This is a genomic window from Janthinobacterium sp. JC611, from assembly GCF_018682595.1.
Taxonomy (GTDB): Bacteria; Pseudomonadota; Gammaproteobacteria; order Burkholderiales; family Burkholderiaceae_D; genus Janthinobacterium.
Genome location: NZ_JAFLJN010000001.1, coordinates 166,106 through 192,068 on the forward strand (window position 1 = coordinate 166,106; position 25,963 = coordinate 192,068).

A 25,963-nucleotide genomic window follows, 5' to 3' on the forward strand; every position below is an offset into this window, starting at 1 on the left:
CCTGACTAGCGAGTGGGCACATGGCTGACAAATCCATCCTCGTCCACGCCGACCTGCCGCGCCATGCGCCCCAGCGCATCGCCATCGCGGGGCGGCTGGCGCACGCGCACCAGGCGCACCTGATCGGCGCCGCCATGGCGTGCCCGTCGAGGTGCATGCGGACCTGCTGGTGATGGGCGGCCACGCGCGCTTCCGCGAAATCCTGCTGGGCGGCGTGACGGAAACGATCTTGCGCCAGATGACCTTGCCCGTGCTGATGGCGCACTGATGTCAAAAAGCCGCGCCACCCTTGCGGATGGCGCGGCTTTCAGGAAGTGCTAACGATTACACTTTGCGTTGAGCGACTGCATCGACGACGCACAGCGCCGTCATGTTGACGATGCGGCGCACGGTGGCCGATGGCGTCAGGATGTGCACGGGCTTGGCGCAGCCCAGCAGGATCGGGCCCACGGCGATGCCGTTGCCGGCCGCCGTCTTGACCAGGTTGTAGGCGATGTTGGCCGATTCGATGTTCGGCATGACCAGCAGGTTGGCGTCGTTCTTCAGTGCCGAATTGGGCATGAGTTTTTGACGCAGCTTGCTGTCGAGGGCCGTGTCGCCGTGCATTTCGCCGTCGATTTCCAGGTCCGGCGCGCGGTCCTTGATGATGGCCAGCGCGGCGCGCATCTTTTGCGCCGAGGCGCTGTCGCTGGAACCGAAGTTCGAGTGCGACAGCAGGGCCGCGCGCGGCGACAGGCCGAAACGGGTCATCTCTTCGGCGGCCATGATGGTGATCTCGGCCAATTGCTCGGCATCCGGGTTTTCATTGACGTGCGTGTCGACCATCACCAGCTGGCGTTCCGGCATGATCAGGACGTTCATGGCGGCGTAGACGTTGCTGCCGGCGCGCTTGCCCAGCACCTGGTCGATGTATTTCAGGTGCAGCTGGGTGGTGCCGAAGGTGCCGCAGATCATGCCGTCGGCGTCGCCCTTGTGGATCATCATCGAACCGATCAGGGTGTGGCGGCGGCGCATTTCCAGCTTCGCATATTCCTCGGTGACGCCCTTGCGGCTCGTCATGGCGTAATACGTGTTCCAGTAATCGCGATAGCGCTCGTCGAAGTCCGGGTTGATGACGTCGAAGTCGACGCCTTGCTTGAGGCGCAGGCCGAACTTCTGGATGCGCGCTTCAAGCACGGGTGGACGGCCCACCAGGATGGGACGCGCCAGTTTTTCATCGACCACCACTTGCACGGCGCGCAGCACGCGCTCTTCTTCGCCTTCGGCGTAGACGATGCGTTTGAGTTCGGCCGGCGTGGACTTGGCCATCAGGAACAGCGGCTTCATGAAGGTGCCGCTGCGGTAGACGAATTGCTGCAGGCTGTCCGCGTACGCTTGCAAGTCCTTGATCGGACGCGTGGCGACGCCGGAATCCTCGGCCGCCTTGGCGACGGCTGGCGCGATCTTGATCAGCAAACGCGGATCGAACGGCATCGGGATCAGGTATTCAGGACCGAACGACAGGTTGCTGATGCCGTAGGTGGTGGCGACGATGTCGGACTGCTCGGCATGCGCCAGGTCGGCGATCGCGTGCACGACGGCGATTTCCATCTCGCGCGTGATCGTCGTGGCGCCGCAATCGAGGGCGCCGCGGAAGATGTACGGGAAGCACAGCACGTTGTTGACCTGGTTCGGATAGTCCGAACGGCCCGTGGCGATGATGGCGTCGCTGCGCACGGCCTTGACTTCTTCCGGCAAGATTTCCGGATTCGGATTGGCCAGCGCCAGGATCAGCGGGTTCGGCGCCATCTTGCGCACCATGTCTTGCTTGAGCACGCCGCCGGCGGAGACGCCGAGGAAGATGTCGGCGTCCGGGATGATCTCGGCCAGGGTGCGCAGCGGCGTGTCTTGCGCGAAGCGTTCCTTGTCCGGGTCCATCAGTTCCGTGCGGCCCTTGTAGACGACGCCGGCCAGGTCGGTGACGTAGATGTTTTTCAGGGGGAAGCCCAGGTCGACGATCAGGTCCAGGCAGGCCAATGCCGCCGCGCCCGCGCCCGACACGACCAGCTTGCAATCCTCGATTTTCTTGCCGACGGCTTTCAAGCCGTTCAGGATGGCCGCGCCGACGATGATGGCGGTGCCGTGCTGGTCGTCATGGAAGACGGGAATCTTCATGCGGTCGCGCAGCTGGCGCTCGATGTAGAAGCACTCGGGCGCCTTGATGTCTTCCAGGTTCACGCCGCCGAAGGTCGGTTCCAGCGAGGCGATGATGTCGACCAGCTTGTCCGGGTCCGATTCGTTGATTTCGATGTCGAAGACGTCGATGCCGGCGAACTTCTTGAACAGCACGCCCTTGCCTTCCATCACCGGCTTGGCGGCCAGCGGGCCGATATTGCCCAGTCCCAGCACGGCCGTGCCATTGGTGATGACGGCCACCAGGTTGCCGCGCGCCGTATATTTATAGGCATTCGCCGGATCGATGACGATTTCTTCGCAGGGAGCGGCCACGCCTGGCGAGTAGGCCAGCGCCAGGTCGCGCTGGTTGGTCAGTTGTTTGGTCGGCGTCACGCTGATTTTGCCGGGGCGCGGGCACTCGTGATACTCGAGTGCGGCCAAGCGCAATTGTTGACGCAATTCTTCTTTTTTATCAGATGACGAATCCATGCTGTGCTGCCTTCCTGTTTGGTCGATCGGGTGTTCCGGATTTTATCAGACCGATTCTTTCAATTAGCTAGGTATTTTCCGCTAGCCACAGTCTGATATCACGAAAACGCATAACCTAGCATTGTAAGGCCGTCCGGCGGCACAAACGTCCTGAACAGGAAAAACTATCAAATTTTAGATTTCAATTAGTTTTCATGATGAACATCCGCCAGCGCGCGGCGATGGTGCAGCTAGTCGAAATTTTCATCGGTCAAGAAGGCATACTCGTCATCGATCAGCATGCGCAGATAGGCGTCGAAGCTGTCGGCGATGACCAGGTAGCTATCGGGATCATGCAGGAAGCGCACCACCTGCCCCACCTTGCCGGACGCCGTGGGCGTGAAATCGATATACAGCCGCGACGAGCCGCCATTGTTCATGCAATGCGAAAAACACAGGCGCCGGCCCTGCCGGACCCCGGCGTCGATGCGGGCGTCGACGATGGCGGGATCGTCATCCAGGTAATGGCCGTAGATATCGGCGATGCTGCGCTGGTTCGCCTGTCCATCCTTGAGGATTTGCTCGACGGAGCTCAGGTAATACGGATACTCGAACACGTCCGAGCCCAGCATGTACACCAGCACCGTGCCGCCCGCATAACGCTGGTGATAGGTGCCGTTGTACTGGCCCAGCAGGCGCAGCAGGCTGTCCGGGCACAGCGGATACGTTTGGCGCAGGCTGGCCAGTTGCACCGCGCTGGCGCCGCTGGCCAGCGCCAGTTCCGCCAGCGCTTCCGGCGGCATGGCCTGGCGCAATCCTGCCAAATAGTGGTCGACGATGTTCATGGCCGCAATATATCAGTTGCCGGCACGCGGCATGCGCACCCTAGTGCGAACGGGCCAGGCGCGCGTCGGGCGCGAAGCGCACGGCGATCAGCAGCAGCACCACCACGCCGCCGGCCATCACCATCCACGCCTGGGCCAGGCTGGATGAATGCTGGCGGATCAGGCCGGCAATCAAGGGCATGCTGCTGGCGATGATGTAGCCGCCGCCCTGCACGAAGCCCAGCAGCGCGCCGGCGCCGGCAGGCTCCACCGCGTGGTCCATGCTGACGATCAGCGACAGGGGAAACAGGGCGCCGATGCCGCAGCCCAGCAGGATCACGGCGGGCAGCGCCAGTTGCGCGGGCGCGACGATCAGGCAAGCCAGGCCGGCCAGCACGGCCAGCAGGACGGACAGCAGCAGGATGCGGCGGTCGGGAAAGCGGTGGATGACGGTGGAAATCACCAGTCCCGCCAGCACTTCCACCAGGGTCAGGCCGCCCAGCAGCAAGCCGCTGTCGGCCGCGCTCCAGCCCAACTCCGTATAAAACGGCGGCAGCCAGGCCAGCACCAGGGTGTAGGCGCCCGTGCCGATGCCGAAAAACACCATCAGCAGCCAGGCGCGGCCACTGCCCACGGGCAGGCTGGCGCCAACGCCGCTGGCCACGTCCGCGCGCGAGGCGGCCGCGCGGCGCCACAGCAGGGCCGCGGCCACGGCAGGCAGCGCCCACAGGGCCAGCAGCGCTTGCCAACCCCAGCTTTGCGCCAGCGGCGAGGCGGACGCGGCGGCGATGGCCGCGCCGCCCATGATGCCGGTCGTATAAAAGCCCATCAGCTGGCCTGCCCGTGCGGGGAAATGGCGCTTGATGAAGGCCGGCAGCAGCGCCTGCACCAGCGCAATGCCCAGGCCGCCCAGGGCCGCCGTGGCGATCAGGCCGCCGCTGCCATGCCAGGGCCAGCGCAGCGCGCAGGCGGCAGCGATGATGGCGATGCCGATAGCGATGCCGCGCGCCACGCCCAGGCGGCGCTGCAGCTGCGCGCCCAGCAAGGCGCACACGCCCATGGCGAACACGGGCACGGTGGTCAGCAAGCCCGCATCGGCGTTGCCGAGGCCCGTGCTGGCCTGGATGCTGTCGAGCAAGGGGCCGATGGCGGCCAGGATGGGGCGCAGGTTCAGGCCCAGCAGGATGATGGCAGCCACCAGCAGGGCCGGGGAAGCGGAAGAAGAAAGGGGAGCGGCAGGTCGTGCGTTGGGCATGGGATAGTCCTTGCCTCGCTGGGAGGCACATGGTTTAATGCGTCATATAAAATAACTCGATGAAAAGTATCTTAACATAAAGATAGAAATCTATCTTAAGGCCAAGATAAATGGACACCCCATGACAACTACCCTGCAAGAACACACGCGCGCGCAATTTGCCGCGGCACAATGGCAACGCGAACTGCCGCAGATGGATACGCGCGCCATGCAGCTGGTGGGCCAGCTGGGCACGGTGGCGCAGCTGATGGCGCGCGACTGGCTCAACCCGCTGTTCGCCGAACACGGCTTGCAACCGGGCGAATTCGACGTGCTGGCGACATTGCGCCGCTCGGGCGCGCCATATGCGCTCACGCCGACGGCCCTGTACGAGGCGGCCATGCTGTCCTCGGGCGGCATGACCAACCGCATCGACCGCCTGGAAGCGGCCGGCCTGATCGAACGCCAGAAGCATCCGACGGACCGGCGCGGCGTGCTGGTGGCCCTGACACCCAGGGGACTGGAATTGATTGAAAAGCTGGTGCTGCTGCATGTGGACAACGAGCGCGCCATGCTCTCGCCCTTGAACGCGGACGAGCAGCGCCAGCTCGACCAGTTGCTGGCCAAGCTGCTGCACGGCATGGCGCAGGCGAAGAAGGTTTAAGCGAGCACGCGCGCCAGCTCGCGCAGCGCCGCATGGCCGCGCCGTGCCTGGCGCTGCAATTGTTCCGGCGCACAGTGGCCATACAGGGCCTGGACGTGGCCCTCGCTGGCGGCGCGCAGGTCGAGCTCGCCCGCGCCGGGGTCGGGCAACTGCCCCTCGACGAGGGTCAGGAAATAATGGCGGGGCGCGCCATGCAGGTTGGTCGCGAACTGCAGCACCAGGCCGCTGTCGAACAGCAGCGCGCCGCTGTGCGCCCCGGCCTCCAGCAGCAGGCGATACGGCGGCAAGGGGCGCCGCGCCGCGCGCAGCACGGACGCCAGGCGCACCTGGTAACCGAGTTCCAGTCCATTCGCGTGCAAGCGGCCGCCTTGCAGATACACCTTGAACGATGCTTGCACGGCCCGGCTGGCGCGGCGGAACCAGCGCTCATCCTCATACAGGCACAGCTGGCCGCCATCGCACAGCTCGTAAAACCCGCGCGCCTGCAGTTCCGGCGCCGTGAACGTGGCCAGGCCGACGGCGTGCGGGTCGCGCAGCCAGCCATCGTCAAGATAGGATTGCATTACGGCGTGGATATCGTGGAGGGGCATAGGCGCATGATCGGCGGTGGCAAGGACCCGTATTGTAGGCCAGCCTATAATAGCCGGGCCACACCATCATTCAACGAACAGACCACGCCATGGCCCCACACGACGCGCTTTCCGAATTCGACCTGATCAAACAATATTTCGTGCGCCAGCGCCCCGGCCGCGCCACCCTGGGCATCGGCGACGATTGCGCGCTGATGACGCCCGGCGCCGGCAAGCAGATCGCCATCTCCTCGGACATGCTGGTCGAGGACCGGCATTTCTTCGCCGGCGCCGACGCCCGCATGCTCGGTCACAAAAGCCTGGCCGTGAACCTGTCCGACCTGGCCGCCATGGGCGCCCGTCCCGTGGCCTTTACCCTGGCCCTGGCGCTGCCGCAAGCCGAGCGCGGCTGGCTGGCCGCCTTTGCCGACGGCCTGTTCGCGCTGGCCGACGCCTTCGATTGCGAATTGATCGGCGGCGACACCACCAAGGGCCCGCTCAATATCTGCATCACCGTGTTCGGCGAACTGGCGCCGGGCCAGGCCCTGCGCCGCGGCGCGGCCGTGGCGGGCGACGATATCTGGGTCAGCGGCACCCTGGGCGACGCGCGCCTGGCGCTGGCCGGCTACCGCATGGAACAGGAACTGGCGCCGGCCGACCTGTTGATGGCCGCGGCGCGCATGCACACGCCCACGCCGCGCGTGGCGCTCGGTTGCGCGCTGGCCGAAGCGGGCCTCGCACATGCGGCCATCGACATCTCGGACGGCCTGGTGGGCGACCTCGGCCACATCTTGAAAGCCTCGCGGGTGGGCGCCACGCTCGACGTCGACGCCCTGCCGGCCGGCCCCGTGCTGGCGCGGCAAGACACGCCGCTACGCCGCCGCTACACGGCCGCCGGCGGCGACGACTATGAACTGTGCTTCACGGCGCCGGCTTCCTCGCGCGACGCCATCGCCGCGCTGGCGGAAAGCTGCGGCACACCCGTCACGCGCGTGGGCCGCATCGAGGCGCCGGCGGGCTTGCGGCTGGTGGATGCAACGGGGCAGCCGCTCGATCTGCGCTTATCGTCCTTCGACCACTTCAGCGAATAAGTTCTACCGCGCCGTCACGCGCGCCAGCCCCGGCTGGTTCACCATCCAGTAGTGCTGGAAGGCCAGGCGGATGTTGTCGCGCAGCTGGGTGTCATCCCACGGCTTCGTATAAAAACGGTAGATGGCGCCCCGGTTGATCGAGTCGAGCACGGCTTCGAGGCCCGTGTAGCCGGACAGGATGATGCGGATGGTTTCCGGGTACAGCTCTTTGACTTTACTGAGGAACTCCGTGCCGCTCATGCTGGGCATGCGCTGGTCGCAAACGATCACGTGCACGCGGTGCAGGGCCAGCATTTCAAACCCTTCGGCCGGCGTGCTGGCCGTGAGGATGTGATACCCCTCGGGACGGAACAGGCGGTGCAGCGACGACAGCACGTTGACGTCGTCGTCGACGATCAATAAGGTCTGCGCCGGCTGGGCGGCCGGGTCGTGGCCGGGCGGCAGGCCGGCGCCGGCGACGATCATCTGGCCCAGTTCCAGCGCCGGCAGGGCGCGGCTGAAATAAAAACCCTGGATTTCATCGCAGCGGTTGCGCCGCAGGTATTCCAGCTGCGGACGCGATTCCACGCCCTCGGCCACCACGCTCAGTTTCAGGCTGTGCGCCATGCTGACGATGGCCAGCGCGATGGCCGCGTCGTTCGGGTTGCTGGTGATGTTGCGCACGAAGGCGATGTCGATCTTCAGCTTGTCGATGGGGAAGCGTTGCAGATACGCCAGGCTCGAGTAGCCGGTGCCGAAATCGTCGATGGCCACCTTCACGCCGATTTTCTTCAGTTTGCCCAGCACGACGATGGTGCGCTCGGCGTTCGACATCAGCGCCGTTTCCGTCAGTTCCAGTTCCAGCAGTTCCGGCGCCACCGCGTGCCGCGCCAGCGCGCGCGTCACTTCGCCTTCCAGGTCGCCTTCGGCAAACTGGCGGCTCGACACATTCACGGCCACGTGCACGGGCCCCACTTCGCTGTCGCGCCACTCGGCGATCTGGCGGCAGGCGGCCTGGATCACCCAGGCGCCCACGCGCACGATCAGGCCCGTGTCTTCCAGCACCGGCACGAATTCGGCCGGCGCCACCAGGCCGTAGCCAGGACGGCGCCAGCGCAGCAGCGCTTCCACGCCGCTGATGCGGCCCGTGCGCAAGTCCACCTTCGGCTGGTAGTACAGGATGAACTGCTCGTGTTCGAGCGCATGGCGCAGCGCCAGTTCCAGGTCCAGGCGCGCCAGCACCTGCACGTTCATGCCGGCCGTGAAAAAGCGGTAGCCGTCGCGGCCCGCCTGCTTGGCGCCGCCCATGGCCGTATTCGCGTATTTGATGAGCGTTTCGGGGTCGGTGGCGTCGTCCGGATACATGGCGATGCCGATGCTGGCCGTCAGGGTGGCCGCATGGCCGCGCAGGTCGAACGGCGCGCGCAAGGCTTCGCGCACCTGGTTGGCCACCGCCACGGCTTCCTGCTGGTTGCGGCTCATAGTCAGTATCAGCGCGAATTCGTCGTTGCCCAGGCGTCCCACCGTGTCGCGCAGGCGCACGCATTCGACCAGGCGGTTGCTGAACTGGCGCAGCAGTTCGTCGCCCAGCGCCGCGCCCAGCGTGTCGTTGATGCTTTTAAAACGGTCGAGCGCGATGAACAGCACCACGATGCGCCAGCTTTTTTCCTGCGCCAGTTCGACGGCCTGGGCCAGGGTCTGGTAGAACAGGCTGCGGTTCGGCAGCCCCGTCAAGCCATCGTAGTGGGCCATGTGCTTCAGGCGCTCCTGCGCCTGGCGCCGCTCGCTGATGTCGCGCGCCACGGCGATCAGCAGCAGGCCGCCCGGCCCCTGCCCGCCCGCCACGGGCGCCTGCGCATACCAGTGCCAGCCCAGTTCCACGGGCACCAGGCTCAGGTCGCGCCGCACCAGTTCGCATTCCGTCACTTCCGTGGCCAGGTGGGCCGCGCCGCCCGGCAGCGCGGCCAGGGGCGGGGCCGGCGGCGACGGCAGCAAGGTGCCCGGCGCCAGCGCCAGCAGCTCCGCGCGCGCATAGCCGAGCAGGCGGCACGCGCCGTCATTGACGTCGACCAGGGTCATGCCCAGCACGTCGACGAGGAAGATGGCGTCGGTGGTGGCGTCCATGGCGCCGCGAAAGCGCTGCAGTTCGGCCGTGCGCTGGCCCACCGTGCGTTCGAGCAAGGTGTTGTAGTGGCGCGCGGCGCGGTGCAGCAGCCGCACCTCGAGCATGTTGCGGATGCGCGTGAGCACCTCGAGCGCATCGAAGGGCTTGCTGATGAAGTCGCGCGCGCCCGCTTCCAGCGCCGCCAGCTTGGCGTCCGGGTCGGCGGCGATCACCAGCACGGGCAGGTAGCCTTCCAGCTCCAGCGGACGCAAGGCATCCATCACGTCGAAGCCGCTCATGCCCGGCATCACCAGGTCGAGGATGATCAGGTCGAACTGGTGGCGCTGGTGCAGGCCGGCCACGGCGCGCGCGTCGAGGGTGCTGCTGATGGCCGTGTAGCCGCCGCTGTGCAGCAAATGCTCGAGCAGGCGCAGATTGACTTCCTGGTCGTCGACGATGAGGATTTTCGCCGCATAGATGTCGGCCTGGCTGATCATGGCGCGCCCGTTCCCTTCTGCCGCCGCTGCTGCGCCACATAGGCCAGGGTGCTGTTGATCGCCTCGGTAAACTCATCGAGGTTGATCGGCTTGGTCAGGTAGCGGTAAAAGCCCAGCGCCATGCTGCGCTCGACGTCACCCGGCATGGCGTTGGCCGTCAGGGCGATGACGGGGATGTGCGCCGTGCGCGGATCGGCGCGCAGCATTTTCAGCGCGTCCGTGCCGTTCACATGCGGCAGGTTGATGTCCATCAGGATCAGCTGCGGCAGGTGGGTGCGCGCCATCTCCACGCCCAGGCGCCCATCCGTAGCCGTCAACAGGTGCAATTGCGGGCAATAGCGCACGATTTCCTCGACCAGGGTCAGGTTGGCGGGATTGTCTTCCACGTACAGCAAGGTGACGGGGGCGCTGTGCTCGAGCAGCGCCCCGGCCAGGTCCGGCCGCGGCAAGGCCAGGGCTGCCGGCGCGGGCAAGGCGTCGACCACGCGCAGCTCGATCCAGAAGGTGCTGCCCTCGCCCGGTGCGCTGGTCACGCCGATGCTGCCATCCATCAGCTCCACCAGGCGCTTGGTGACCACCAGGCCGATGCCGCTGCCCTCTTCCGTGCCGCCCTCCTGCCCCAGCCGGTTGAAGGGCTGGAACAGCAGCGCCACCTGTTCGCCGTTCAGCCCTGCGCCCGTGTCGCGCACGCTGATGCGCACCCGTCCGCCCGCCTGCGGCGCGCAGGCGATGGTCACCTGCCCCTGCTCGCGGTTGTACTTGAGCGCATTCGACAGCAGGTTCAACAGAATCTGCTTGAGGCGCGTGCGGTCGGCCAGCACGTTCAGGGGACAGGCGTCGGGAAAGGTCATGCCGATGCGGCGCTGGCTGGCCAGCGGCGCGATCATGTCGCGGCATTCCTGCAAGATGGCGTCCAGGCCCACCGGTTCCAGCGACAGGCTGACCGTGCCCGACTCCACCTTCGCCAGGTCGAGGATTTCATTGATCAGGGTCAGCAGGTGGCGCCCCGATTTCAGGATATGGCCGGCGAACTCCTTCTTTTGCTCCAGGGTCGACGGCAGGCGGTCGGAACTGAGGATTTGCGCGAAGCCCAGGATGGCGTTGAGCGGCGTGCGCAATTCATGGCTCATCGACGACAGGAAGGCCGACTTGGCGTAGTTGGCGCTGCGCGCCTCTTCCATCGCCATCGCCAGCTCGCCATTCGTCATTTCCAGCTGCATCGTGCGCTCGTGCACGCGCACTTCCAGTTCCTGGTTCAGGCGCATGACTTCCTGCTGCGCCTGGGTGCGCCGCTCGCCTTCGCGCGCCAGCTCGCCGTTCGAGCGTTCCAGCGCCTGCGTGCGCAGCTCGATCTCGGCCAGCATCTTGTTGAAGGAATCGACCAGCTGCGCCACTTCGTCGACGCTGAGCTTGCGCGCGCGGCGCGAGTAATCGCCCGTCTCGATCACTTCGCGCGCCACGTCGGCGATATCGAGGATGGGCTGCGTAATGACGTAGTCGAGGCGGCGCAGCAGCAGCAAGGCCACCAGCAGCGCCAGCACCGTCACGCCCAGCGCGATGACCAGGTAATCGGCCGTGCGGCCGGCCAGCTCGTAATCGGCGCGCAGATACACGGTGCCCAGCAGTTCGCCATTGTCGACGATGGGCTTGAACAGTTCCACCGAGCTGCCGGTGATATTTTCGCCTTCCTTGCCCACCTTCTCCGGCAGCTCGCCGACGCGCTCATTTGCGCGGTAGCTGGCAAACAGGCTGCCATCGGCCTTGTACAGGGCGCCGGCCGTCACGCGCGGGCGGATGCGCATCAGGTGAAGGTTTTCCAGCGCCAGGCGTTCGTCGTCGAAGGCCAGCGCGGCCGAACTCATGTGCCCCAGCAGCTCGGCCTGGGTACTGATGTCGGCCACCAGGTTGCGGTGGTAGGCGCGCAAGTCGTAGACGACGATGGTGCCCAGCGAAATGACGAGTGCCACGAGGGTGGTCAGCAAGACCACCGACATCAGTTTGCGGCGGATGGAACGCAGTCGTATCATCTAGGCGCCTCCCGTCTGCACGCGGTAGGCGGCCAGCAGCATGCGCGCGCTGATGCGGATATGCGCCTGCGCCACGGGCTTCAGGGCCACGTCGAAGCGCACCTTGTCCTCGGCCATCACAAAATTGATCATGCTGCCCATCGCGTAGACCTCATCCGAATCGGACACCGTCAGCAATGCCAGGCCACGGCTGGCGGCCAGCATCTCCTGCAGCGCCGTTTTGTCCAGCGCCCCCAGGTACAGCACGTGCAGCCCGGCCAGCGCGTCGCCGCGGCGCACTTTCTTCACCTGCACGGCGCGGCCATTGACGCTATGCCCGGCCACGCTCTGTTCGAGCTGCTCGGCCAACCCATCGGCGCCCGCCACGCCGATCACCAGCGGCGAGTCGGGTCGGGCAAAGCTGCCCTCGGGCCATTCGACAAAGCCGGCAAACTTGTACAGATAAGCGGCCTTGACCTGGCGCTCCAGCTCCCCCGGTACCGGTAGCGGCACCTGCGCCCGCGCCGCGCCGCACAGCACGCCGAGGAGCAGCAATAGCCAGCCCCAGCGGAGAGAGCGGCGCAGGGGGCCAGGATGACGCCACCAGGTCCAGTTCAGAATTGCCATGACAACCGAGTAAAGATAATGCATACGAAGGCGCGGCACCATGCCGCTTGCCGGTTCGGGCGATGCGCACCAGGGTGCGCAGCGACAGAGCGCCTGCCGGCCCGAAGTGGTAGCAAATGTATAAAAGAGTGTACGCATTTTCGCTGTGACCGGGGAAAGTTTCTTTTACCATTGGCCATGCTACAGTCTTGCCACCATTTTCACCGCATGCAGGAGTCATCCATGAGCAACGAACTCGTCCCCCTCTCCACCGCGCTCGGCCTGGCCTTGCAGGCGAAAGGCCTGCTGCTGGCCACGGCTGAATCGTGCACGGGCGGCGGCGTGGCGCAGGCCGTCACCGACATTGCAGGCTCGAGCGCCTGGTTCGAACGGGGCTTCGTCACCTATTCCAATGGCGCCAAGACCGGCATGCTGGGCGTGCCCGCCGAGCTGATCGCCGCACACGGCGCCGTCAGCGAGGAAGTGGCCGCCGCCATGGCGCAAGGCGCCCTGGCCCACAGCGCAGCCCAGGTGGCCGTGTCGACCACGGGCATCGCCGGGCCCGCGGGCGGCGTGCCAGGCAAGCCCGTCGGCACCGTCTGCTTCGGCTGGGCCATGGACGGGCGCGTGCAGACGCAGCGCCGGGTATTCGCCGGCGATCGCCAGGCCGTGCGCGAACAGGCCGTGGCGCACGCCCTGCGCGAATTGCTGCGTTTCATCCAGTAGCGTCGGCGATGCAGGCGCGGTCGCGGCCCGCCTGCTTGGCCGCGTACAGGGCGCTGTCGGCGCGCATCAGCAACTCGTGGCGGCCGGCGCCGTGGCGCGGGTATTCGGCGATGCCGGCGGAAAAGGTGCAGCCGGACAAGCTGTGCGGCGCCTGCCGGATCAGCAGCTGGCGGTAGCGCGCGGCGATATCGTCGATCTTGTGCGCCGCGACGACGCTGTCGGCTTCGCGCAACAGCAGGCAGAATTCCTCGCCGCCGTAGCGGCACAGCATGTCGCTGCCGCGCAACTGGCCCTCCACCAGGCGCGCGAACTGGATCAGCACTTCATCGCCAAAATTATGCCCGTAGGTATCGTTGACGCGCTTGAAGAAATCCAGGTCGATGATGGCGATGGCCACGGGCGCATCCGCATCGGCCTCGTGCAGGATAGCATTAAGGCAAGTTTCAAAATGGCGGCGGTTGTACAAGCCCGTCAGGTGGTCGCGCATGGCCTGTTCCTTCAGGCTGTCCTGCAGCGAGTTGACGTGCAATATCTGGTGCGCCAGTTCGCGGTTCAGGTGCTCGAGCTTGGCGTTTTCCGTCTCGCGCGCCGCCTGCAGTTCCAGCGCCTTGTCGCGCTCGGCTTTCAGGCTGTGCATTTCCTTTTCCAGGTTGCGCATCAGGCTGCGCGAGGCGCGCGCCGACTTGCTGCTGGCCTCGTAGGCGGCCTGGTATTGCTGCAGGAAACCATACGCGGCCTGCCATTCGCCCAGCTGGGCATTGATGTCGGCCAGGCCCCGCAAAATCTGCTGCTGGTGAAACGGGTTGCGCGTCCAGCTCAGCAGGCTGTGCGCCTGCGTCAGGGACGCCAGCGCCTGCGCCGTCTGGCCTGCGTGCAGGTCCAGCTTGCCGCGCACCAGCCACGCATGCATCTGCTCTTCCAGGTCCTGGCCGCGGCGCGCATAGTCTTCGGCCCGCAACAGCAGTTGCAAGGCGCTCTCGGGCTGGCGCAGCAGGATGGCGGCGTGGGCGGCGATGCAGAACAGGAAGGCGCGCACGGCCAGGTCTTCTTCCGGCCATTCGTAAAACGGTTCCACCAGCGCCAGCGCCTCGGCCGGCTTGCCCGTGGCCAGCAGACACATGGCCAGGTTGGCCGAGACGATGGTTTGCTGGTACTTGAGCTTTTGCGTGCCGATGATGTCGAGCGCCTCGACCAGCAGGGGAATGGCGTCTTCATCGTTGCCCAGGTCATGCTGCGACGACGCCAGGTTCGACAGGCTGTTGACGCGGTGCGCGGGGCTGCCGAAGCGCTCGGCGATGTCGAGCGCCAGCAGGAAATTGCGCGGACCGTCCTGGGTGTCGCCGCGGTTCAGGGCATCGACGCCCAGGCGCGCATACAGCATGAACTTGTGCAGCGAGTCGGGGATCTGCGCGGCCTGGCTGCGCGCCTGCAGGAAATGCTGCTCGGCATCGGCAAAATCGCCGCGCCGGCTCGCATACGCGCCTTGCAGGGCGGCCACTTCCATGCCCCCTTCCAGGTCGCCGCTGTGCTGGAAATATGCGCCCAGGCGCTCGCACGACGGTTCGGCCTCGCCCGCGTAATACGCCAGCCAGCAATGATTGAGTTCCGCATACGCGCCGCCGCGCGCATACTGCTGCCGTTGCGCCGCCGCCAGCGCCATCTGCGCCAGCCGGCGCGCCTGGCGGCGGTTGCCGACCAGGCAAGACAGGGCTTGCTGATTCAGACGGTCAATGTCGGCTTTATCGAGACTGGAGATCGGCACTGCGTCCTCGTTCACACTCTGGGGCGGAATTTTTCACACAAAACTTGCTCTGCATCAATGGTATCCTGATTAACATCATAACCAGATTCGCTGTTCCGCATGGCATATTTGCAAAGGAATGTGGTAAAAATGCCAGTCGTGGCCTGGCCCGGCGCCAGCGCCGCCGTCACGGATCTTTGATTGTCACTGACGCAACAACTTGGAGTAGTCGCAATGCAAAACACGGTACATTTCATCCTGCAGGGCAAGGGCGGCATCGGCAAGACCCTCGTCTCGACCCTGCTGGCCCAGTGGATAGGCGGCAAGGACGACACGCCTTTGCGCTGCTATGACACCGATCAGGAAAACGCCACGTTCTCGCGCTACAAGGCGATGCAGGTCAAGCACGTGCCCGTGATGACGGATGCGCGCAACATCGACCCGAAACGCTTCGACGCGCTGATGATCGACATCCTCGAGACGGACGGCAACTGCGTGGTCGACAATGGCGCGAACACGTTTTCGCCGCTGATGGGCTATCTGCTGGAAAACGACTGTTTTTCCCTGCTGGAAGAATCGGGCCGCAAGGTGTACATCCACACCATCGTCGGCGGCGGCGACACCCTGCACGACACGGCCACGGGCTTTGTCGCCACGGCCCAAGCGACGAAAGTGCCGCTGGTGCTGTGGCAAAACGAACATTTCGGCCTGCTGCAATCGGCGTCCGGCAAGCAATTCGTCGAATCGCAGTCGTACGGCGACAACCGCGCGCGCGTGAAAGGCAGCATCACCTTGAGCCAGCGCAATCCCGACACCTTCGGCGCGGACGTCAAGAAAATGAACACGGCGCGCCTGACGATGCAGGAAGTGCTGCAGAACGACAAGTTCAACATCATGGAAAAGCAGCGCATCAAGGTCGTCTACCGCGACATCTTCGAACAGCTCGACAAGGTGCAGTGGTAGATGGACCGGCACACACTGCGCAGCCACGTGTTCGACAAGACGGGCATCAAGGTCGACGTCGACGACCCGATATTCGCCCTCGTGGCGCTGAACGAAGCCGTGCTGGCTGAAACCGTCGAGCGCCAGCTGGCCCTGCTGGACGCCGCCACGCAGGCGCTGGCGGCGCAGGCGCGCGCGGCGGGCGGCTTGCCTGAGCTGCCGCCAGCGTCCCTGGCCAGCCTTGCCGACAAGGCGGCGCCCACCGCCGGCTTCACGCCGCGCGAATGGCGTTTGCTGGGCGCTGCCGCCATCGTCTCCATCGCCTGCGCGCTGCTGGTGCTGGGCGGCGCGGCCCTGCTGTATAAACTGTAGCACCGACCGTAGCACCGTCGCGCTGCGCCAGCCACGAGCGAGCCGCAGCGTCTTCTCCACCTACCCTGGAAGCATGCATGAAACCGATCAAACTGCTGGCCCTCCCCGCCCTGCTGCTGTCGCTGTACGGCGCCCCCTTGAGCCTGGCCCACGCCGCCGATGCGGCCAAGGCCGCCACGCTGGCTCCCTTGGGCGCGACATCCGTGCCGCAGATCGCCTACGAAAAATACACCTTGCCGAACGGCCTGGACGTCATTCTCGTGGAAGACCATAAATTGCCCGTCACGGCCGTCAATATCTGGTACCACGTGGGTCCCGCGAATGAAGCGCCGGGCCTGACGGGCTTTGCGCATTTGTTCGAGCACATGATGTTTGCCGCCACCAAGCACGTGCCGCGCGGCATGGCCGACCAGTTGCTCGAAGGCGCGGGCGCCACCGATTCGAACGGCAGCACGGATTTCGACCGCACCAATTATTTCGACACGGTGCCGTCGAACCAGCTGGAACTGGCCCTGTGGACGCATTCCGACCGCATGGGCTACCTGCTGGACGTGCTCGACCAGACGGCGCTGACGAACCAGCAGGACGTGGTGCGCAACGAACGCCGCCAGAGCGTGGAAAACGCGCCGTACGGCATCGTGCAGGAAGCCCTGTACCATCAGCTGTTTCCAAAGACCCATCCGTATTACGCCAGCGTCATCGGTTCGCACGCGGATATCCAGAACGCGAAACTGGCCGACATCAAGGAATTTTTTAGCAAATACTATGGCCCCAACAATGCCAGCCTGGTGATCGCTGGCGACATCGACAAGGCGAAGACCAAGGAACTGGTCAACAAATACTTCGGCAGCTTCAAGAGCGGCCCGGCCGTGCCGAAACCCGACGTCGTGACGCCGCCCATCACGCAGGAACGCCGCATCGTGGTGCAGGACAGGGTCGAGTTGCCGCGCGTCTTCATGGCCTGGCTGACGCCGTCCGCCTACACCACGGATGACGCGGAACTGTCGATGGCCGCGCACATCCTGGCCGGCGGCAAGTCCAGCCGCCTGTACAAATCCCTCGTGTACGACAAGCAGATCGCCCAGGACGTGGGCGCCAGCCAGGGTTCCAACGCCCTCACTTCCATCTTCACCATCGACGCGACGGCGCGCCCGGGCCACCAGCCCGAGGAAATCGAGCAAGCCCTGCAGGCGGAGCTGGAGCAATTGCGCGCCAAGGGCCCCACCGAGAAGGAACTGGAACGGGCGCGCAACAGCATCGAAACCACCATGCTGAGCCAGGTGGAAAAAATGGGCGGGCGCGGCGTGGCCAACTTGCTCAACGAATACAACCAGTACGTAGGCGACCCCGGCTACCTGGCCAAGGATATCGAGCGCTACCGCCAGGTGACGGCGGCCGGCGTGCAGCGCGCCGTGGACACCTACCTGAAGAACCAGTCGCGCGTCGTCGTCTACGGCGTGCCGGGCACGCCGGACCTGGGTCCGGAAGTGCCGACGCCGGCGCCGGGCAAGGTCAAGCCTGCGCCTGGCACGGCCATCAATGCGGACGATCCATGGCGCAATGCCGTGCCCAAGGCCGGTCCCGCGCCGAAGATCGTGTTGCCGCAAGGAAAATCGTTCACCCTGGCGAACGGCCTGACCGTGATCCACCACTACAACGGGGCCGTGCCCCTCGTTTCCAGCCAGCTGGTGGTAAAAAGCGGTTCGGGAGCCAATCCGCCGGCGCAGCCGGGCTTGTCGAGCTTTACGGCGCAATTGCTGCAGGAAGGCACTGTCACGCGCAGCGCGCCGCAGATCGCCGATGACGTGGCGCAGCTGGGCGCCCTGCTGAGCACCGGTTCCGGCACGGATGCCTCGTTCGCCCAGCTGACGTCGCTCAAAGCCACGTTCCCGCAAGCGCTCGACGTGCTGGCCGACGTGGTGCTGCACCCACAATTCCCGCAAGAAGAGGTGGAACGCCAGCGCGCCAGCCGCCTCGGCCAGCTGGCGCAGCAGCGCGAAAACGCGGGCGCGGTGGCGGCCCGCGTGGAAGCGGCGGCCCTGTATGGCCCGCAACATCCGTACGGCTATATCCAGCTGGGCACGGAAGCGGCCCTGAAAGCGGCCAGCCGTGCCGACCTGCAAGCGTTCTGGCAGCAGCATTACCTGCCCAACAATGCGGCGCTGATCGTCTCGGGCGATATCGGCGAAGCGGAATTGAGGGCGCTGGCCGAAGCGAAGTTCGGCAGCTGGAAGGCGGGCGCGGTGGCGCCGGCCGTGGCCGCCGCACCGCAGACGACGAAGGCAAAACTGATTTTGGTCGACAAGCCCGGCGCGCCGCAAACGGCCGTGCGCCTGTCCGCCATCGCCGTGCCGCGCGCCACGCCCGATTACGCGCAGCTGCAAGTGATGAACGCGGCGCTGGGGGGCTTGTTTACCAGCCGCCTGAACACCAACTTGCGCGAAGAAAAGGGGTATACCTATGGCGTGCGCTCGCAATTCCAGTACCGCAGCCAGCCTGGACCGTTCTCGATTGCGGCAGGCGTGCGCACCGATGTGACGGGCCCGGCCGTGTCGGAAACCTTCAAGGAACTGCGCGCCATGATCGCCAAGCCCTTGAGCGGCAAGGAGTTGGCGAATGCGCGCAATTCGCAAGTGCTGTCCTTGCCGGGCCAGTTCGAGACGAACGCCAGCATCAGCGCCAGCATGGCGAACGCGTATATCTACGGCCTGGGTCTCGACTATTACACGACCTTGCCGCAGCGTTTTGCCAGCGTGACGGACAAGCAGGTGCAGCAGGTGGCGAAAAAATACCTGCAGCCGGAACAGCTGATCGTCATCGGCGTGGGCGACAAGGCGAAGATCGCCCCGCAATTGTCGAAGCTGAAGCTGGCGCCCGTGGAATTGCGCGACGCGGAGGGTAACGTGAAATAAGACTAGCGGCGCTTGAACAGCGCCAGCTTGTCGATGATCGCCGCCACGGCCACGCCGGCCGTGTAGGCGATCAGGTCGACCCAGCCGAAGGCGGAGCCCAGCGCCAGGTGGCCCAGCGGATGCGCGCGCAGCGCGACGAGCCACGGCGCCTGGATCAGCTGGCCGAATTCCACGGCAAAGCAGATCAGCAAGGCCGTCAGCGCCAGCTGCCACGTGCGCATGCGCGTGGCGATGATGCCCAGCGCAAAGAAGATCATCATGGCCCACAGGGCGTCGCCCGGATATTTGCCGAGCGCGGCGGGGACGAATTGGGGAAAGGCGCGCGAGGCCAGGCCCAGCGCGATGACAGCCACGGTTGCGCCCACCTGCAGCAGGCGGCGGCGTTCAGGTTTTACCAGGAACATATTTCCATTCAAAGGCACGATACGGGCCGAACCATTGCGGCCCGTCCGATATTGTACTGCGCGGCCGCGTCCGCCTGCAGCCTATCGCATCAAGTCAAGTCGACGTGCTGCGCCAGGAAGTCGAGCAAGACGCGCACGCGCAGCGGCACATGCCCGCCCTGCCCCACAAAGACGGCATGCACTTCCTCGCTGTCGCCGGGATTGTATTCTTCCAGCACGGCCAGCAAACGGCCGGCCGCGATATCGGCGCGCACCTGGAAGGCGGCCAGGCGCGCCAGTCCCAGCCCCGCCAGCGCCAGTTGCCGCAAGGCTTCGCCATCGCTGGCCTGCGCATTGCCCGTGACCGGCACGACGACGTCCCCCTCGGGCAGGCGCAGCGGCCAGCCGGAGCGGGCGCGCGCGTAATTGGCGTCGAGCAGATTGTGCGCTGCCAGCTCGGCGGGCGCCAGCGGCCTGCCGCGCCGCGCCAGGTAGGATGGCGACGCGACGATCGCCATGCGCGTCTGGCCCAGCTTGCGCGCCAGCAGGCTGGAACTTTTCAGGGGTCCGGCCCGCACGGCCACGTCCGTGCGCTGCCCGAGGATATCGACCACGGCATCCGTGAGCACGATGTCGAGCGTCACCTGCGGATAGCGTTCGAGAAACAGTGGCGCCAGCGGCAACAAGAAATGCTGGCCGAACGGCACGTTCGCATTCACCCGTATTTTGCCGCGCGGCACATCCTGCACACCCGCGCAACGCTCGGCCTCGTCCAGGGCTTCCAGCACGTGCCGTCCCCGCTCATACAGGCCGCAGCCTTCGGCCGTCAGCTGCAACTGGCGCGTGGAGCGGTTCAGCAGGCGCGCGCCCAGGCGCTCTTCCAGCCGCGAGACGAGCTTGCTGACGGCCGACGGCGTCATGCGGCAAACGCGCGCGGCGGCGGAAAAACCGCCCAGCTCGACCACACGCACAAACACCTCCAGCTCGCCGGAGCGGTTGACATCCAGTCTGGCCATTGTGAATTCAACTCATAAATGTTCTTCGATGAGATAGTCTAGTGCATAAATGGCTTTGCTTTCATCATGCGCACATTCCCCTTGATGAAGCGAGCCGCCATGCAACGATTATCCCTCCTCCCCGCCGCCCTGCTGAGCCTGGCACTCGGCGCCAGCCCGGTCCAGGCCGCCGATACAGCGACCGCCTGGCTGGCCAGCTGGATGGCCAGTCCGCAAGCCGTGTGGGGCAGCGACTTCCTCTTCCCATCCAACGTACCCGCCGTGCTGCAAGCGCAGACAGTGCGCCAGGTGGCGCGCCTCAGCGTGGGCGGCCCGCGCGTGCGCATCGTGCTGTCGAACGCCTACGGCAAGGTGCCGCTGCGCATCGGCGCGGCCACCGTGGCCCTGGCCGCTTCCGGTTCGGCCATCGAAGCGGGCAGCCTGCGCACGCTGACGTTTGCCGGCCAGCCCTCGGCCAGCGTGGCGCCGGGCGCGCCCCTGGTCAGCGACCCCGTCGAGCTGTCCGTGCCGGACCTGGCGCGCCTGACGGTGAGCCTCCACCTGCCGCAAGCCAGCCCGACTTCCACGTTTCACTGGGATGGCCGCGAGACGGCGTGGATCGCCCCGCAGGACCAGACGCGGGTCGCGCGCATCGATGAGGCGTCCGGCGTGCAGACCACCACGGCGCGTCTTTTACTCAGTGCCATCGAGGTGGAAGCGGTGCCGGGGGCGCAAGCCGTGGCCATCCTCGGCGATTCCATCACCGATGGCGCCAGCGCCAGCCTGGGCAAGGATGCGCGCTGGCCCGACGTGCTGGCGGAACGCCTGGCGCCGCAGGGCGTGGCCGTGATCAATGCGGGCATTTCCGGCGCACGCCTGTTGTCCGACGGCATGGGCGAGAACGCCCTGGCGCGCTTCGAGCGCGACGTGCTGGCGCAGCCGGGCGTGCGCACGGTCGTCGTTTTGTTGGGGATCAATGACATCAGCTGGCCCGGCACGGCGTTTGCGCCACGGGCGCCAAGGCCGACATTGGAGGAACTGAGCAGCGGCTACGCCCGGCTGGTCGCCCAGGCCCGCCGCCGCGGCGTGCGCGTGGTCGGCGCCACGCTGACGCCGTTCGCAGGCGCCCTGTCCGGCACGCCGCTGAGCGACTATTACCAGCTTGACAAGGATGCGCTGCGCCAGCGACTCAATGCATGGATACGCGCCAGCGGCACGTTCGACGCCGTGCTCGACTTCGATGCGTGGGCGCGCGACCCGGCCCATCCGCAGCGCCTGCTGCCCGCCTACGACTCGGGCGACCACCTGCACCCGGGTGACGCGGGCAACCGGGCGCTGGCGGAAGGGATAGCCCTGCAGCTGCTATTGCATCAGTCGCCCAGCCCTGCGTACAAGGCCGTGCTCAAGTAGCGCTCGCCAAACGACGGGATGATGGTGACGATGGTCTTGCCCGCGTTTTCCGGACGGCGCGCCACTTGCAGGGCGGCCCACAGGGCGGCGCCCGACGAGATGCCGACCAACAAGCCTTCATCGCTGGCGGCCAGGCGTGCCGTGGCGAACGCGTCATCGTTCTTGACGCAAATGATTTCGTCGTAGATGGCCGTGTTCAAAATCTGCGGCACGAAACCGGCGCCGATGCCCTGGATCGGGTGCGGTCCTTTCGTGCCTTTCGACAACATCGGCGACGCTTCCGGTTCCACGGCGATCACTTGCACGCCGGGCTTGCGTTCCTTCAGCACTTCGCCGACGCCCGTGATCGTGCCGCCCGTGCCCACGCCGGCCACGACGATGTCCACTTGCCCGTCCGTGTCGCGCCAGATTTCCTCGGCCGTCGTGGCGCGGTGGATGGCGGGATTGGCGGGATTGTTGAATTGCTGCAGCATCAAATAGCGCGGGTCGGCCGCGACCATTTCCTCGGCCTTGCGGATGGCGCCCAGCATGCCTTCGCTGCCCGGCGTGAGCACCAGCTCGGCGCCGTAGGCGCGCAGCAGGATGCGCCGCTCGCGGCTCATGGTGTCGGGCATGACGAGGGTGCAGCGGTAGCCGCGCGCGGCGCAGACCATGGCCAGCGCGATGCCCGTGTTGCCGCTGGTGGGTTCTACGATAACGGTATCGGGATGGATCTTGCCTGCCGCTTCGGCCGCGACGATCATGGACAGGCCGATGCGGTCCTTGACGCTGTGCGCCGGATTGTAGAATTCGAGTTTGGCCAGGATGGTGGCATTACAGCCGGCAGCGATGCGGTTGATGCGCACCAGGGGGGTGTTGCCGACCAGTTCAGTGACGTCGTTGGCGATGTTCATGGAAGGAAGCTCCGCTATTTCAAGAAACCCCAGTCTACCGCTTTTAGCGGCGGCGCGAGCATGCGCCGCCGCCAAACTGAACAATTACTTCACGTCCAGCAATTCCACGTCGAAGATCAGTGCCGAGTTCGGCGGAATGTCGCCATTGCCGGCGCCGCGCGGACCATACGCCAGTTCGCCTGGAATGATCAGGGTGCGCTTGCCGCCCACTTTCATGCCGGCCACACCCTGGTCCCAGCCCTTGATGACCATGCCCTTGCCAAGCGGGAAGTCAAACGGGCCACGGCCCACGGAGCTGTCGAACTTCTTGCCGCGCGAATCTTTCGCCAGCGGACGGTACAACCAGCCCGTGTAGTGCACGGTGACGTTGCTGCCGGCGGTCGCTTCCTTGCCCGTGCCGACCTTGTTGTCGATCAGGATCAATTTATCGGCGACGGGGCCGGGGCTCAGCGAGACGGCGGAGGCGGGAACAGGCGCTGGCGCCTGTGCCTGCGCCAGCGACGCGGCGACGGAGCAAATCAGGGCAAACAAAACGGAGCTACGCGTCATGATGTATTCTTTCATTGAGTTTCGGTGAGATCCCTGCGCCAGCCAACCGGCAGGGAACGCCAATCATAGCAAACCGCCGCAACGATAGGAAAAACTTGTCGCCCGACACACATTGCCCCCGTCTCTTTTACGCCCTGTGGCCCGATGCGGCCACGCGCGCGGCCCTGGCCGCCTGGCAGGCGCGCCTGGACGGCAAACCCGTGCGCGCCGACAAGCTGCACCTGACCCTGGCCTTCCTGGGCCAGCGCCCGGCCAGCGAGCTGCCGGCCCTGCGCGACCTCCTGGAACAATTACCGGCGCGCGCCATGCCCCTGCTGTTCGATCACGCCGGCCACTTTGCGCAGCAGGCGCTGACCTGGGCCGCCCTGGCGCAATCCTCGCCCGCCCTGCTCGCCTTGCGCGCGACCTGCATGCAGGCGCTGGCCCAACAGGGCCTGGCGCCCCGCTTCGAGCACGACCGCTTCACGCCGCACGTGACCCTGGCGCGCCAGGCGCCGCCGCCCGCCGTGCAGGACTTCGCGCCCGTCGCCTGGCAGGCGGACGAACTGGTGCTGGTCGAATCGCTGAAAAGCAGCGGCGACTACCGCATCCTGGTCAGCAGGAAGCTGATCTAGGCGGCGTCCGGTACTGGCACTGGCACTGCGGCAACTGTGTCCTGGCGCAAGCTTTTCAGCGCATGCGCGGCGGCCACCATGCCGAAGCTGGCCGTCACCACCACGCTGGAACCGAAGCCGGCGCAATTCAAGCCCGTGACGCCGGCGGCCGTGCCATCGATGGCGCACGCTTCCGCGCTTTCCGGCGTGCTCAACGGTTCCATGGAAAACACGGCGTCGACATTGAATTTGTTTTTGATGCCACGAGGGAAACCATATTCGGTGCGCAACAGTTTGCGTACGCGCTTGAGCAGCGGTTCCTGTTCCGTTTTCGACAAGTCGCGCACGGCGATCAGGGTCGGGTCCGTCTGCCCGCCCGCGCTGCCGATGGTCAGCATCGGCACATTGCGCGCCCGGCAATACGCGATCACGGCCGCCTTGGCCTTGGCGTTGTCGATGGCGTCGACCAGATAGTCGAAATCGCGCCCGCCCAGCAATTGATCGAGGTTATCGGGGGCAATGAAGTCCTCGATCTGCGTGACCTGGCAAAACGGGTTGATCAATTCGATGCGTTCGGCCAGGGCCGTGATCTTGGCCTTGCCGATGGTGTCGCTCATGGCCTGGATCTGGCGATTAATGTTCGATTCGGCAACATTATCGAGGTCGATCAGGGTCAGGCGGCCGATGGCGCTGCGCGCCAGCGCTTCGACGATCCAGGAACCAACGCCGCCCACGCCGATCACACACACATGGGCGGCGCGGAAGCGCGCCAACGCGGGCGCGCCGTACAGGCGGGCAATGCCGCCGAAACGCCGCTCAAAATCGATCTCGGTCAAGTCCATGGAAATAAGTTCATTGGTGGAGGTATGCATGGCGCCATTTTAACGGACACTGCGCTGGCGGATATTCTAAAATAGCCGAATTGACACAGCGACAAGCCGCAATGTCGCCGCGCCCCCACACCGTCCACCACGAGAACTCGCCATGACCTCTCCCCTGTTCGACTCCGTTCCCGGCTTTGACCAGCCCATCGCCGTGCTCAAGCATTGCCATGACAAGATCCGCAAGCAACTGACGACCCTGCAAAACCTGCTGGGCCACCTGGCCCAGCACGGCAACACGGCGGACGCGCAGCAGGCGGCCAAGGCGGTGCTGCAATATTTCAATAAAGCCGCCCATTTGCACCATGACGATGAAGAGCAGGACTTGATGCCCATGCTGCAAACGACCGCCACGGGCGACGATGCCGCCCTGCTGGTCACCCTGGTGCCGGAAATCCTGGCCGACCACCAGCGCATGGACCAGGCCTGGCTGACCTTGCGCCCGGCACTGGACGCCATCGCGGCCGGCACGGGCACGCAGCTGTCCGCCGATGGCGTGCGCGACTATGTCGCCGCCTACCAGGCCCACATGAGCAAGGAAGAGGGCCAGCTGGCGCCCATGGCCAAGCGCCTGTTCAGCGCGCAGCAGATGGCGCAACTGGGCACAGCCATGCAGCGCCGCCGCGGCATCGCGCCGGAAGAAGCCGCCGCAGCCGCTTCCGCCGTCCCCGTGCACGATGCCGCCACCCTGGCCGCCATGCGCGTCGACTATGTGCAAAAGCTCTTGTCGGAGGAAGACGTGCAGCGCGACCCGATTGCGCAATTTGAAAAATGGTTCGACGAAGCGCTCAAGGCCCAGGTCAGCGAGCCGAACGCCATGAGCTTGTCCACCGTCAGTCCCGACGGCAAGCCCAGCTCGCGCATCGTGCTGATCAAGCAGTTCGACGAGCGCGGCTTTACCTGGTACACGAATTACCACAGCGACAAGGGCCAGCAGCTCGAGCACAACCCGCACGCCGCCCTGCTGTTCTTCTGGCGCGAACTGGAGCGGCAAGTGCGCATCGAAGGCACGGTGGTAAAAACCACGGCGGCCGAGAGCGACGAATATTTCAATGTGCGGCCCCTGCAAAGCCGGCTGTCGGCAATTGCTTCGCAGCAAAGCGCCCCCATCGCCAACCGTGCCGCGCTGGAAAGCAATTACGAGGCCGTGGCCGCTGCCGTCGGCGACGCGCAGCCGCCGCGCCCGGCCCACTGGGGCGGCTACCGCTTGCAGCCGGAACGCATCGAATTCTGGCAGGGGCGCCGTTCGCGCTTCCACGACCGCATCGTGTTTACGCGCGATGCTGATGGGCAATGGAACATGCAGCGCTTGCAACCATAATCAGGATAGCCAAGGCCGCGCAAAGCAAGCTGGACAATATAGGTGTAGG

At 65.7% G+C, this 25,963-nt stretch carries 23 protein-coding genes and 1 pseudogene; 11 read left to right on the forward strand and 13 right to left on the reverse strand.

The window, feature by feature from the left end; all coding sequences use genetic code 11:
• Positions 1-20: 20 nt before the first annotated feature.
• Both J0O65_RS00725 and J0O65_RS00730 read left to right on the forward strand, forming a co-directional pair.
• Entirely contained in the window at positions 21-173 is a 153-nt protein-coding gene (locus J0O65_RS00725; RefSeq protein ID WP_215403149.1) for a hypothetical protein, read from the forward strand.
• Positions 131-268: pseudogene (locus tag J0O65_RS00730) on the forward strand (universal stress protein); the annotation flags it as partial. The gene J0O65_RS00725 and the pseudogene J0O65_RS00730, both read left to right, overlap by 43 nt.
• 56 nt (positions 269-324) lie before the next feature.
• Here J0O65_RS00730 and J0O65_RS00735 read toward each other — a convergent pair.
• The 3 genes from J0O65_RS00735 to J0O65_RS00745 form a co-directional block, all read right to left on the reverse strand.
• Positions 325-2,643 carry an NADP-dependent malic enzyme gene (locus J0O65_RS00735; protein ID WP_251373207.1) on the reverse strand — a complete coding sequence of 773 codons (2,319 nt, stop codon included), beginning with the start codon at positions 2,641-2,643 and terminating at the stop codon, positions 325-327.
• 230 nt (positions 2,644-2,873) lie between these two features.
• On the reverse strand, positions 2,874-3,467 hold the full coding sequence (locus tag J0O65_RS00740) for an SMI1/KNR4 family protein (protein ID WP_215403151.1): 594 nt from the start codon (positions 3,465-3,467) through the stop codon (positions 2,874-2,876).
• A 40-nt stretch (positions 3,468-3,507) separates the two neighbouring features.
• Positions 3,508-4,701 carry an MFS transporter gene (locus J0O65_RS00745; RefSeq protein ID WP_215403153.1) on the reverse strand — a complete coding sequence of 398 codons (1,194 nt, stop codon included), beginning with the start codon at positions 4,699-4,701 and terminating at the stop codon, positions 3,508-3,510.
• Positions 4,702-4,822: 121 nt separating this feature from the next.
• Here J0O65_RS00745 and J0O65_RS00750 point away from each other — a divergent pair, with 121 nt between their 5' ends.
• On the forward strand, positions 4,823-5,344 hold the full coding sequence (locus J0O65_RS00750; RefSeq protein ID WP_215403155.1) for a MarR family winged helix-turn-helix transcriptional regulator: 522 nt from the start codon (positions 4,823-4,825) through the stop codon (positions 5,342-5,344).
• Here the strand turns inward: J0O65_RS00750 and J0O65_RS00755 are convergent.
• A complete protein-coding gene (locus J0O65_RS00755; protein ID WP_215403157.1) occupies positions 5,341-5,907 on the reverse strand; it encodes a hypothetical protein in 567 nt (188 codons plus the stop codon). The two genes, J0O65_RS00750 and J0O65_RS00755, sit on opposite strands and share 4 nt — an antisense overlap.
• 116 nt (positions 5,908-6,023) lie before the next feature.
• On the opposite strand from J0O65_RS00755, the gene thiL reads away from it, so the two are divergent.
• Positions 6,024-7,004: a thiamine-phosphate kinase gene (thiL, locus tag J0O65_RS00760; protein ID WP_215403159.1), complete on the forward strand. Its 981-nt coding sequence runs from the start codon at positions 6,024-6,026 to the stop codon at positions 7,002-7,004.
• Positions 7,005-7,007: 3 nt separating this feature from the next.
• Here thiL and J0O65_RS00765 read toward each other — a convergent pair whose 3' ends face one another.
• Genes J0O65_RS00765 through J0O65_RS00775 form a run of 3 tightly spaced genes read right to left on the reverse strand, consistent with a single transcriptional unit; the run spans position 7,008 to position 12,217 of the window.
• Entirely contained in the window at positions 7,008-9,584 is a 2,577-nt protein-coding gene (locus tag J0O65_RS00765) for an EAL domain-containing protein (RefSeq protein WP_215403161.1), read from the reverse strand.
• Complete coding sequence (locus J0O65_RS00770; protein WP_215403163.1) at positions 9,581-11,611, reverse strand: sensor histidine kinase, YfiR-like protein-associated; 2,031 nt, start codon at positions 11,609-11,611, stop codon at positions 9,581-9,583. Before J0O65_RS00770 ends, J0O65_RS00765 begins: the two co-directional genes overlap by 4 nt.
• Positions 11,612-12,217 carry a TOL_0243 family YfiR-like periplasmic protein gene (locus J0O65_RS00775; RefSeq protein ID WP_215403165.1) on the reverse strand — a complete coding sequence of 202 codons (606 nt, stop codon included), beginning with the start codon at positions 12,215-12,217 and terminating at the stop codon, positions 11,612-11,614.
• 222 nt (positions 12,218-12,439) lie between these two features.
• Here J0O65_RS00775 and J0O65_RS00780 point away from each other — a divergent pair, with 222 nt between their 5' ends.
• Entirely contained in the window at positions 12,440-12,922 is a 483-nt protein-coding gene (locus tag J0O65_RS00780) for a CinA family protein (RefSeq protein ID WP_215403167.1), read from the forward strand.
• On the opposite strand, the gene J0O65_RS00785 is transcribed toward J0O65_RS00780, so the two are convergent.
• On the reverse strand, positions 12,912-14,684 hold the full coding sequence (locus J0O65_RS00785; protein ID WP_353056138.1) for a GGDEF domain-containing protein: 1,773 nt from the start codon (positions 14,682-14,684) through the stop codon (positions 12,912-12,914). The two genes, J0O65_RS00780 and J0O65_RS00785, sit on opposite strands and share 11 nt — an antisense overlap.
• A gap of 213 nt (positions 14,685-14,897) precedes the next feature.
• On the opposite strand from J0O65_RS00785, the gene J0O65_RS00790 reads away from it, so the two are divergent.
• The 3 genes from J0O65_RS00790 to J0O65_RS00800 all read left to right on the forward strand — a co-directional run bounded on the left by J0O65_RS00790 (position 14,898) and on the right by J0O65_RS00800 (position 18,889).
• Positions 14,898-15,626, forward strand: a complete 729-nt coding sequence (locus J0O65_RS00790) for a P-loop NTPase family protein (protein WP_215403171.1) — start codon at positions 14,898-14,900, stop codon at positions 15,624-15,626.
• The gene (traM, locus tag J0O65_RS00795; RefSeq protein ID WP_215403174.1) at positions 15,627-15,977 is read left to right on the forward strand and encodes a conjugal transfer transcriptional regulator TraM; all 351 of its coding nucleotides are present in this window, start codon (positions 15,627-15,629) and stop codon (positions 15,975-15,977) included.
• A gap of 77 nt (positions 15,978-16,054) precedes the next feature.
• Positions 16,055-18,889: a M16 family metallopeptidase gene (locus J0O65_RS00800; RefSeq protein ID WP_215403176.1), complete on the forward strand. Its 2,835-nt coding sequence runs from the start codon at positions 16,055-16,057 to the stop codon at positions 18,887-18,889.
• Between the two features lie 2 nt (positions 18,890-18,891).
• Here J0O65_RS00800 and J0O65_RS00805 read toward each other — a convergent pair whose 3' ends face one another.
• Both J0O65_RS00805 and J0O65_RS00810 read right to left on the reverse strand, forming a co-directional pair.
• Positions 18,892-19,293, reverse strand: a complete 402-nt coding sequence (locus tag J0O65_RS00805) for a ribosomal maturation YjgA family protein (protein ID WP_215403178.1) — start codon at positions 19,291-19,293, stop codon at positions 18,892-18,894.
• A gap of 89 nt (positions 19,294-19,382) precedes the next feature.
• Positions 19,383-20,288 carry a LysR family transcriptional regulator gene (locus J0O65_RS00810; protein ID WP_215403180.1) on the reverse strand — a complete coding sequence of 302 codons (906 nt, stop codon included), beginning with the start codon at positions 20,286-20,288 and terminating at the stop codon, positions 19,383-19,385.
• Positions 20,289-20,387: 99 nt separating this feature from the next.
• Here J0O65_RS00810 and J0O65_RS00815 point away from each other — a divergent pair, with 99 nt between their 5' ends.
• Positions 20,388-21,677, forward strand: coding sequence for an SGNH/GDSL hydrolase family protein (locus J0O65_RS00815; RefSeq protein ID WP_215403181.1), 1,290 nt, complete (start codon positions 20,388-20,390; stop codon positions 21,675-21,677).
• On the opposite strand, the gene cysK is transcribed toward J0O65_RS00815, so the two are convergent.
• Positions 21,638-22,570, reverse strand: a complete 933-nt coding sequence (cysK, locus tag J0O65_RS00820) for a cysteine synthase A (protein WP_215403186.1) — start codon at positions 22,568-22,570, stop codon at positions 21,638-21,640. The two genes, J0O65_RS00815 and cysK, sit on opposite strands and share 40 nt — an antisense overlap.
• An 84-nt stretch (positions 22,571-22,654) precedes the next feature.
• Positions 22,655-23,119, reverse strand: coding sequence for an FKBP-type peptidyl-prolyl cis-trans isomerase (locus J0O65_RS00825; RefSeq protein ID WP_215403188.1), 465 nt, complete (start codon positions 23,117-23,119; stop codon positions 22,655-22,657).
• 95 nt (positions 23,120-23,214) lie between these two features.
• On the opposite strand from J0O65_RS00825, the gene thpR reads away from it, so the two are divergent.
• Positions 23,215-23,733 (forward strand): RNA 2',3'-cyclic phosphodiesterase, encoded by a 519-nt coding sequence (thpR, locus tag J0O65_RS00830; protein ID WP_215403209.1) that lies wholly within the window; start codon positions 23,215-23,217, stop codon positions 23,731-23,733.
• Here thpR and tcdA read toward each other — a convergent pair.
• A complete protein-coding gene (gene tcdA / locus J0O65_RS00835) occupies positions 23,730-24,584 on the reverse strand; it encodes a tRNA cyclic N6-threonylcarbamoyladenosine(37) synthase TcdA (RefSeq protein WP_251373208.1) in 855 nt (284 codons plus the stop codon). The two genes, thpR and tcdA, sit on opposite strands and share 4 nt — an antisense overlap.
• 112 nt (positions 24,585-24,696) lie before the next feature.
• On the opposite strand from tcdA, the gene pdxH reads away from it, so the two are divergent.
• Positions 24,697-25,914 carry a pyridoxamine 5'-phosphate oxidase gene (gene pdxH, locus J0O65_RS00840; protein ID WP_215403211.1) on the forward strand — a complete coding sequence of 406 codons (1,218 nt, stop codon included), beginning with the start codon at positions 24,697-24,699 and terminating at the stop codon, positions 25,912-25,914.
• Positions 25,915-25,963: the final 49 nt, after the last annotated feature.

What these genes read in the sequence shown, in the direction of transcription:
- J0O65_RS00725 (WP_215403149.1), top strand. Translation starts at nt 21, where the DNA reads ATGGCTGACAAATCCATCCTCGTCCACGCCGACCTGCCGCGCCATGCG.
- J0O65_RS00735 (WP_251373207.1), bottom strand. Translation starts at nt 2,643, where the DNA reads ATGGATTCGTCATCTGATAAAAAAGAAGAATTGCGTCAACAATTGCGC.
- J0O65_RS00740 (WP_215403151.1), bottom strand. Translation starts at nt 3,467, where the DNA reads ATGAACATCGTCGACCACTATTTGGCAGGATTGCGCCAGGCCATGCCG.
- J0O65_RS00745 (WP_215403153.1), bottom strand. Translation starts at nt 4,701, where the DNA reads ATGCCCAACGCACGACCTGCCGCTCCCCTTTCTTCTTCCGCTTCCCCG.
- J0O65_RS00750 (WP_215403155.1), top strand. Translation starts at nt 4,823, where the DNA reads ATGACAACTACCCTGCAAGAACACACGCGCGCGCAATTTGCCGCGGCA.
- J0O65_RS00755 (WP_215403157.1), bottom strand. Translation starts at nt 5,907, where the DNA reads ATGCAATCCTATCTTGACGATGGCTGGCTGCGCGACCCGCACGCCGTC.
- thiL (WP_215403159.1), top strand. Translation starts at nt 6,024, where the DNA reads ATGGCCCCACACGACGCGCTTTCCGAATTCGACCTGATCAAACAATAT.
- J0O65_RS00765 (WP_215403161.1), bottom strand. Translation starts at nt 9,584, where the DNA reads ATGATCAGCCAGGCCGACATCTATGCGGCGAAAATCCTCATCGTCGAC.
- J0O65_RS00770 (WP_215403163.1), bottom strand. Translation starts at nt 11,611, where the DNA reads ATGATACGACTGCGTTCCATCCGCCGCAAACTGATGTCGGTGGTCTTG.
- J0O65_RS00775 (WP_215403165.1), bottom strand. Translation starts at nt 12,217, where the DNA reads ATGGCAATTCTGAACTGGACCTGGTGGCGTCATCCTGGCCCCCTGCGC.
- J0O65_RS00780 (WP_215403167.1), top strand. Translation starts at nt 12,440, where the DNA reads ATGAGCAACGAACTCGTCCCCCTCTCCACCGCGCTCGGCCTGGCCTTG.
- J0O65_RS00790 (WP_215403171.1), top strand. Translation starts at nt 14,898, where the DNA reads ATGCAAAACACGGTACATTTCATCCTGCAGGGCAAGGGCGGCATCGGC.
- traM (WP_215403174.1), top strand. Translation starts at nt 15,627, where the DNA reads ATGGACCGGCACACACTGCGCAGCCACGTGTTCGACAAGACGGGCATC.
- J0O65_RS00800 (WP_215403176.1), top strand. Translation starts at nt 16,055, where the DNA reads ATGAAACCGATCAAACTGCTGGCCCTCCCCGCCCTGCTGCTGTCGCTG.
- J0O65_RS00805 (WP_215403178.1), bottom strand. Translation starts at nt 19,293, where the DNA reads ATGTTCCTGGTAAAACCTGAACGCCGCCGCCTGCTGCAGGTGGGCGCA.
- J0O65_RS00810 (WP_215403180.1), bottom strand. Translation starts at nt 20,288, where the DNA reads ATGGCCAGACTGGATGTCAACCGCTCCGGCGAGCTGGAGGTGTTTGTG.
- J0O65_RS00815 (WP_215403181.1), top strand. Translation starts at nt 20,388, where the DNA reads ATGCAACGATTATCCCTCCTCCCCGCCGCCCTGCTGAGCCTGGCACTC.
- cysK (WP_215403186.1), bottom strand. Translation starts at nt 22,570, where the DNA reads ATGAACATCGCCAACGACGTCACTGAACTGGTCGGCAACACCCCCCTG.
- J0O65_RS00825 (WP_215403188.1), bottom strand. Translation starts at nt 23,119, where the DNA reads ATGACGCGTAGCTCCGTTTTGTTTGCCCTGATTTGCTCCGTCGCCGCG.
- tcdA (WP_251373208.1), bottom strand. Translation starts at nt 24,584, where the DNA reads ATGCATACCTCCACCAATGAACTTATTTCCATGGACTTGACCGAGATC.
- pdxH (WP_215403211.1), top strand. Translation starts at nt 24,697, where the DNA reads ATGACCTCTCCCCTGTTCGACTCCGTTCCCGGCTTTGACCAGCCCATC.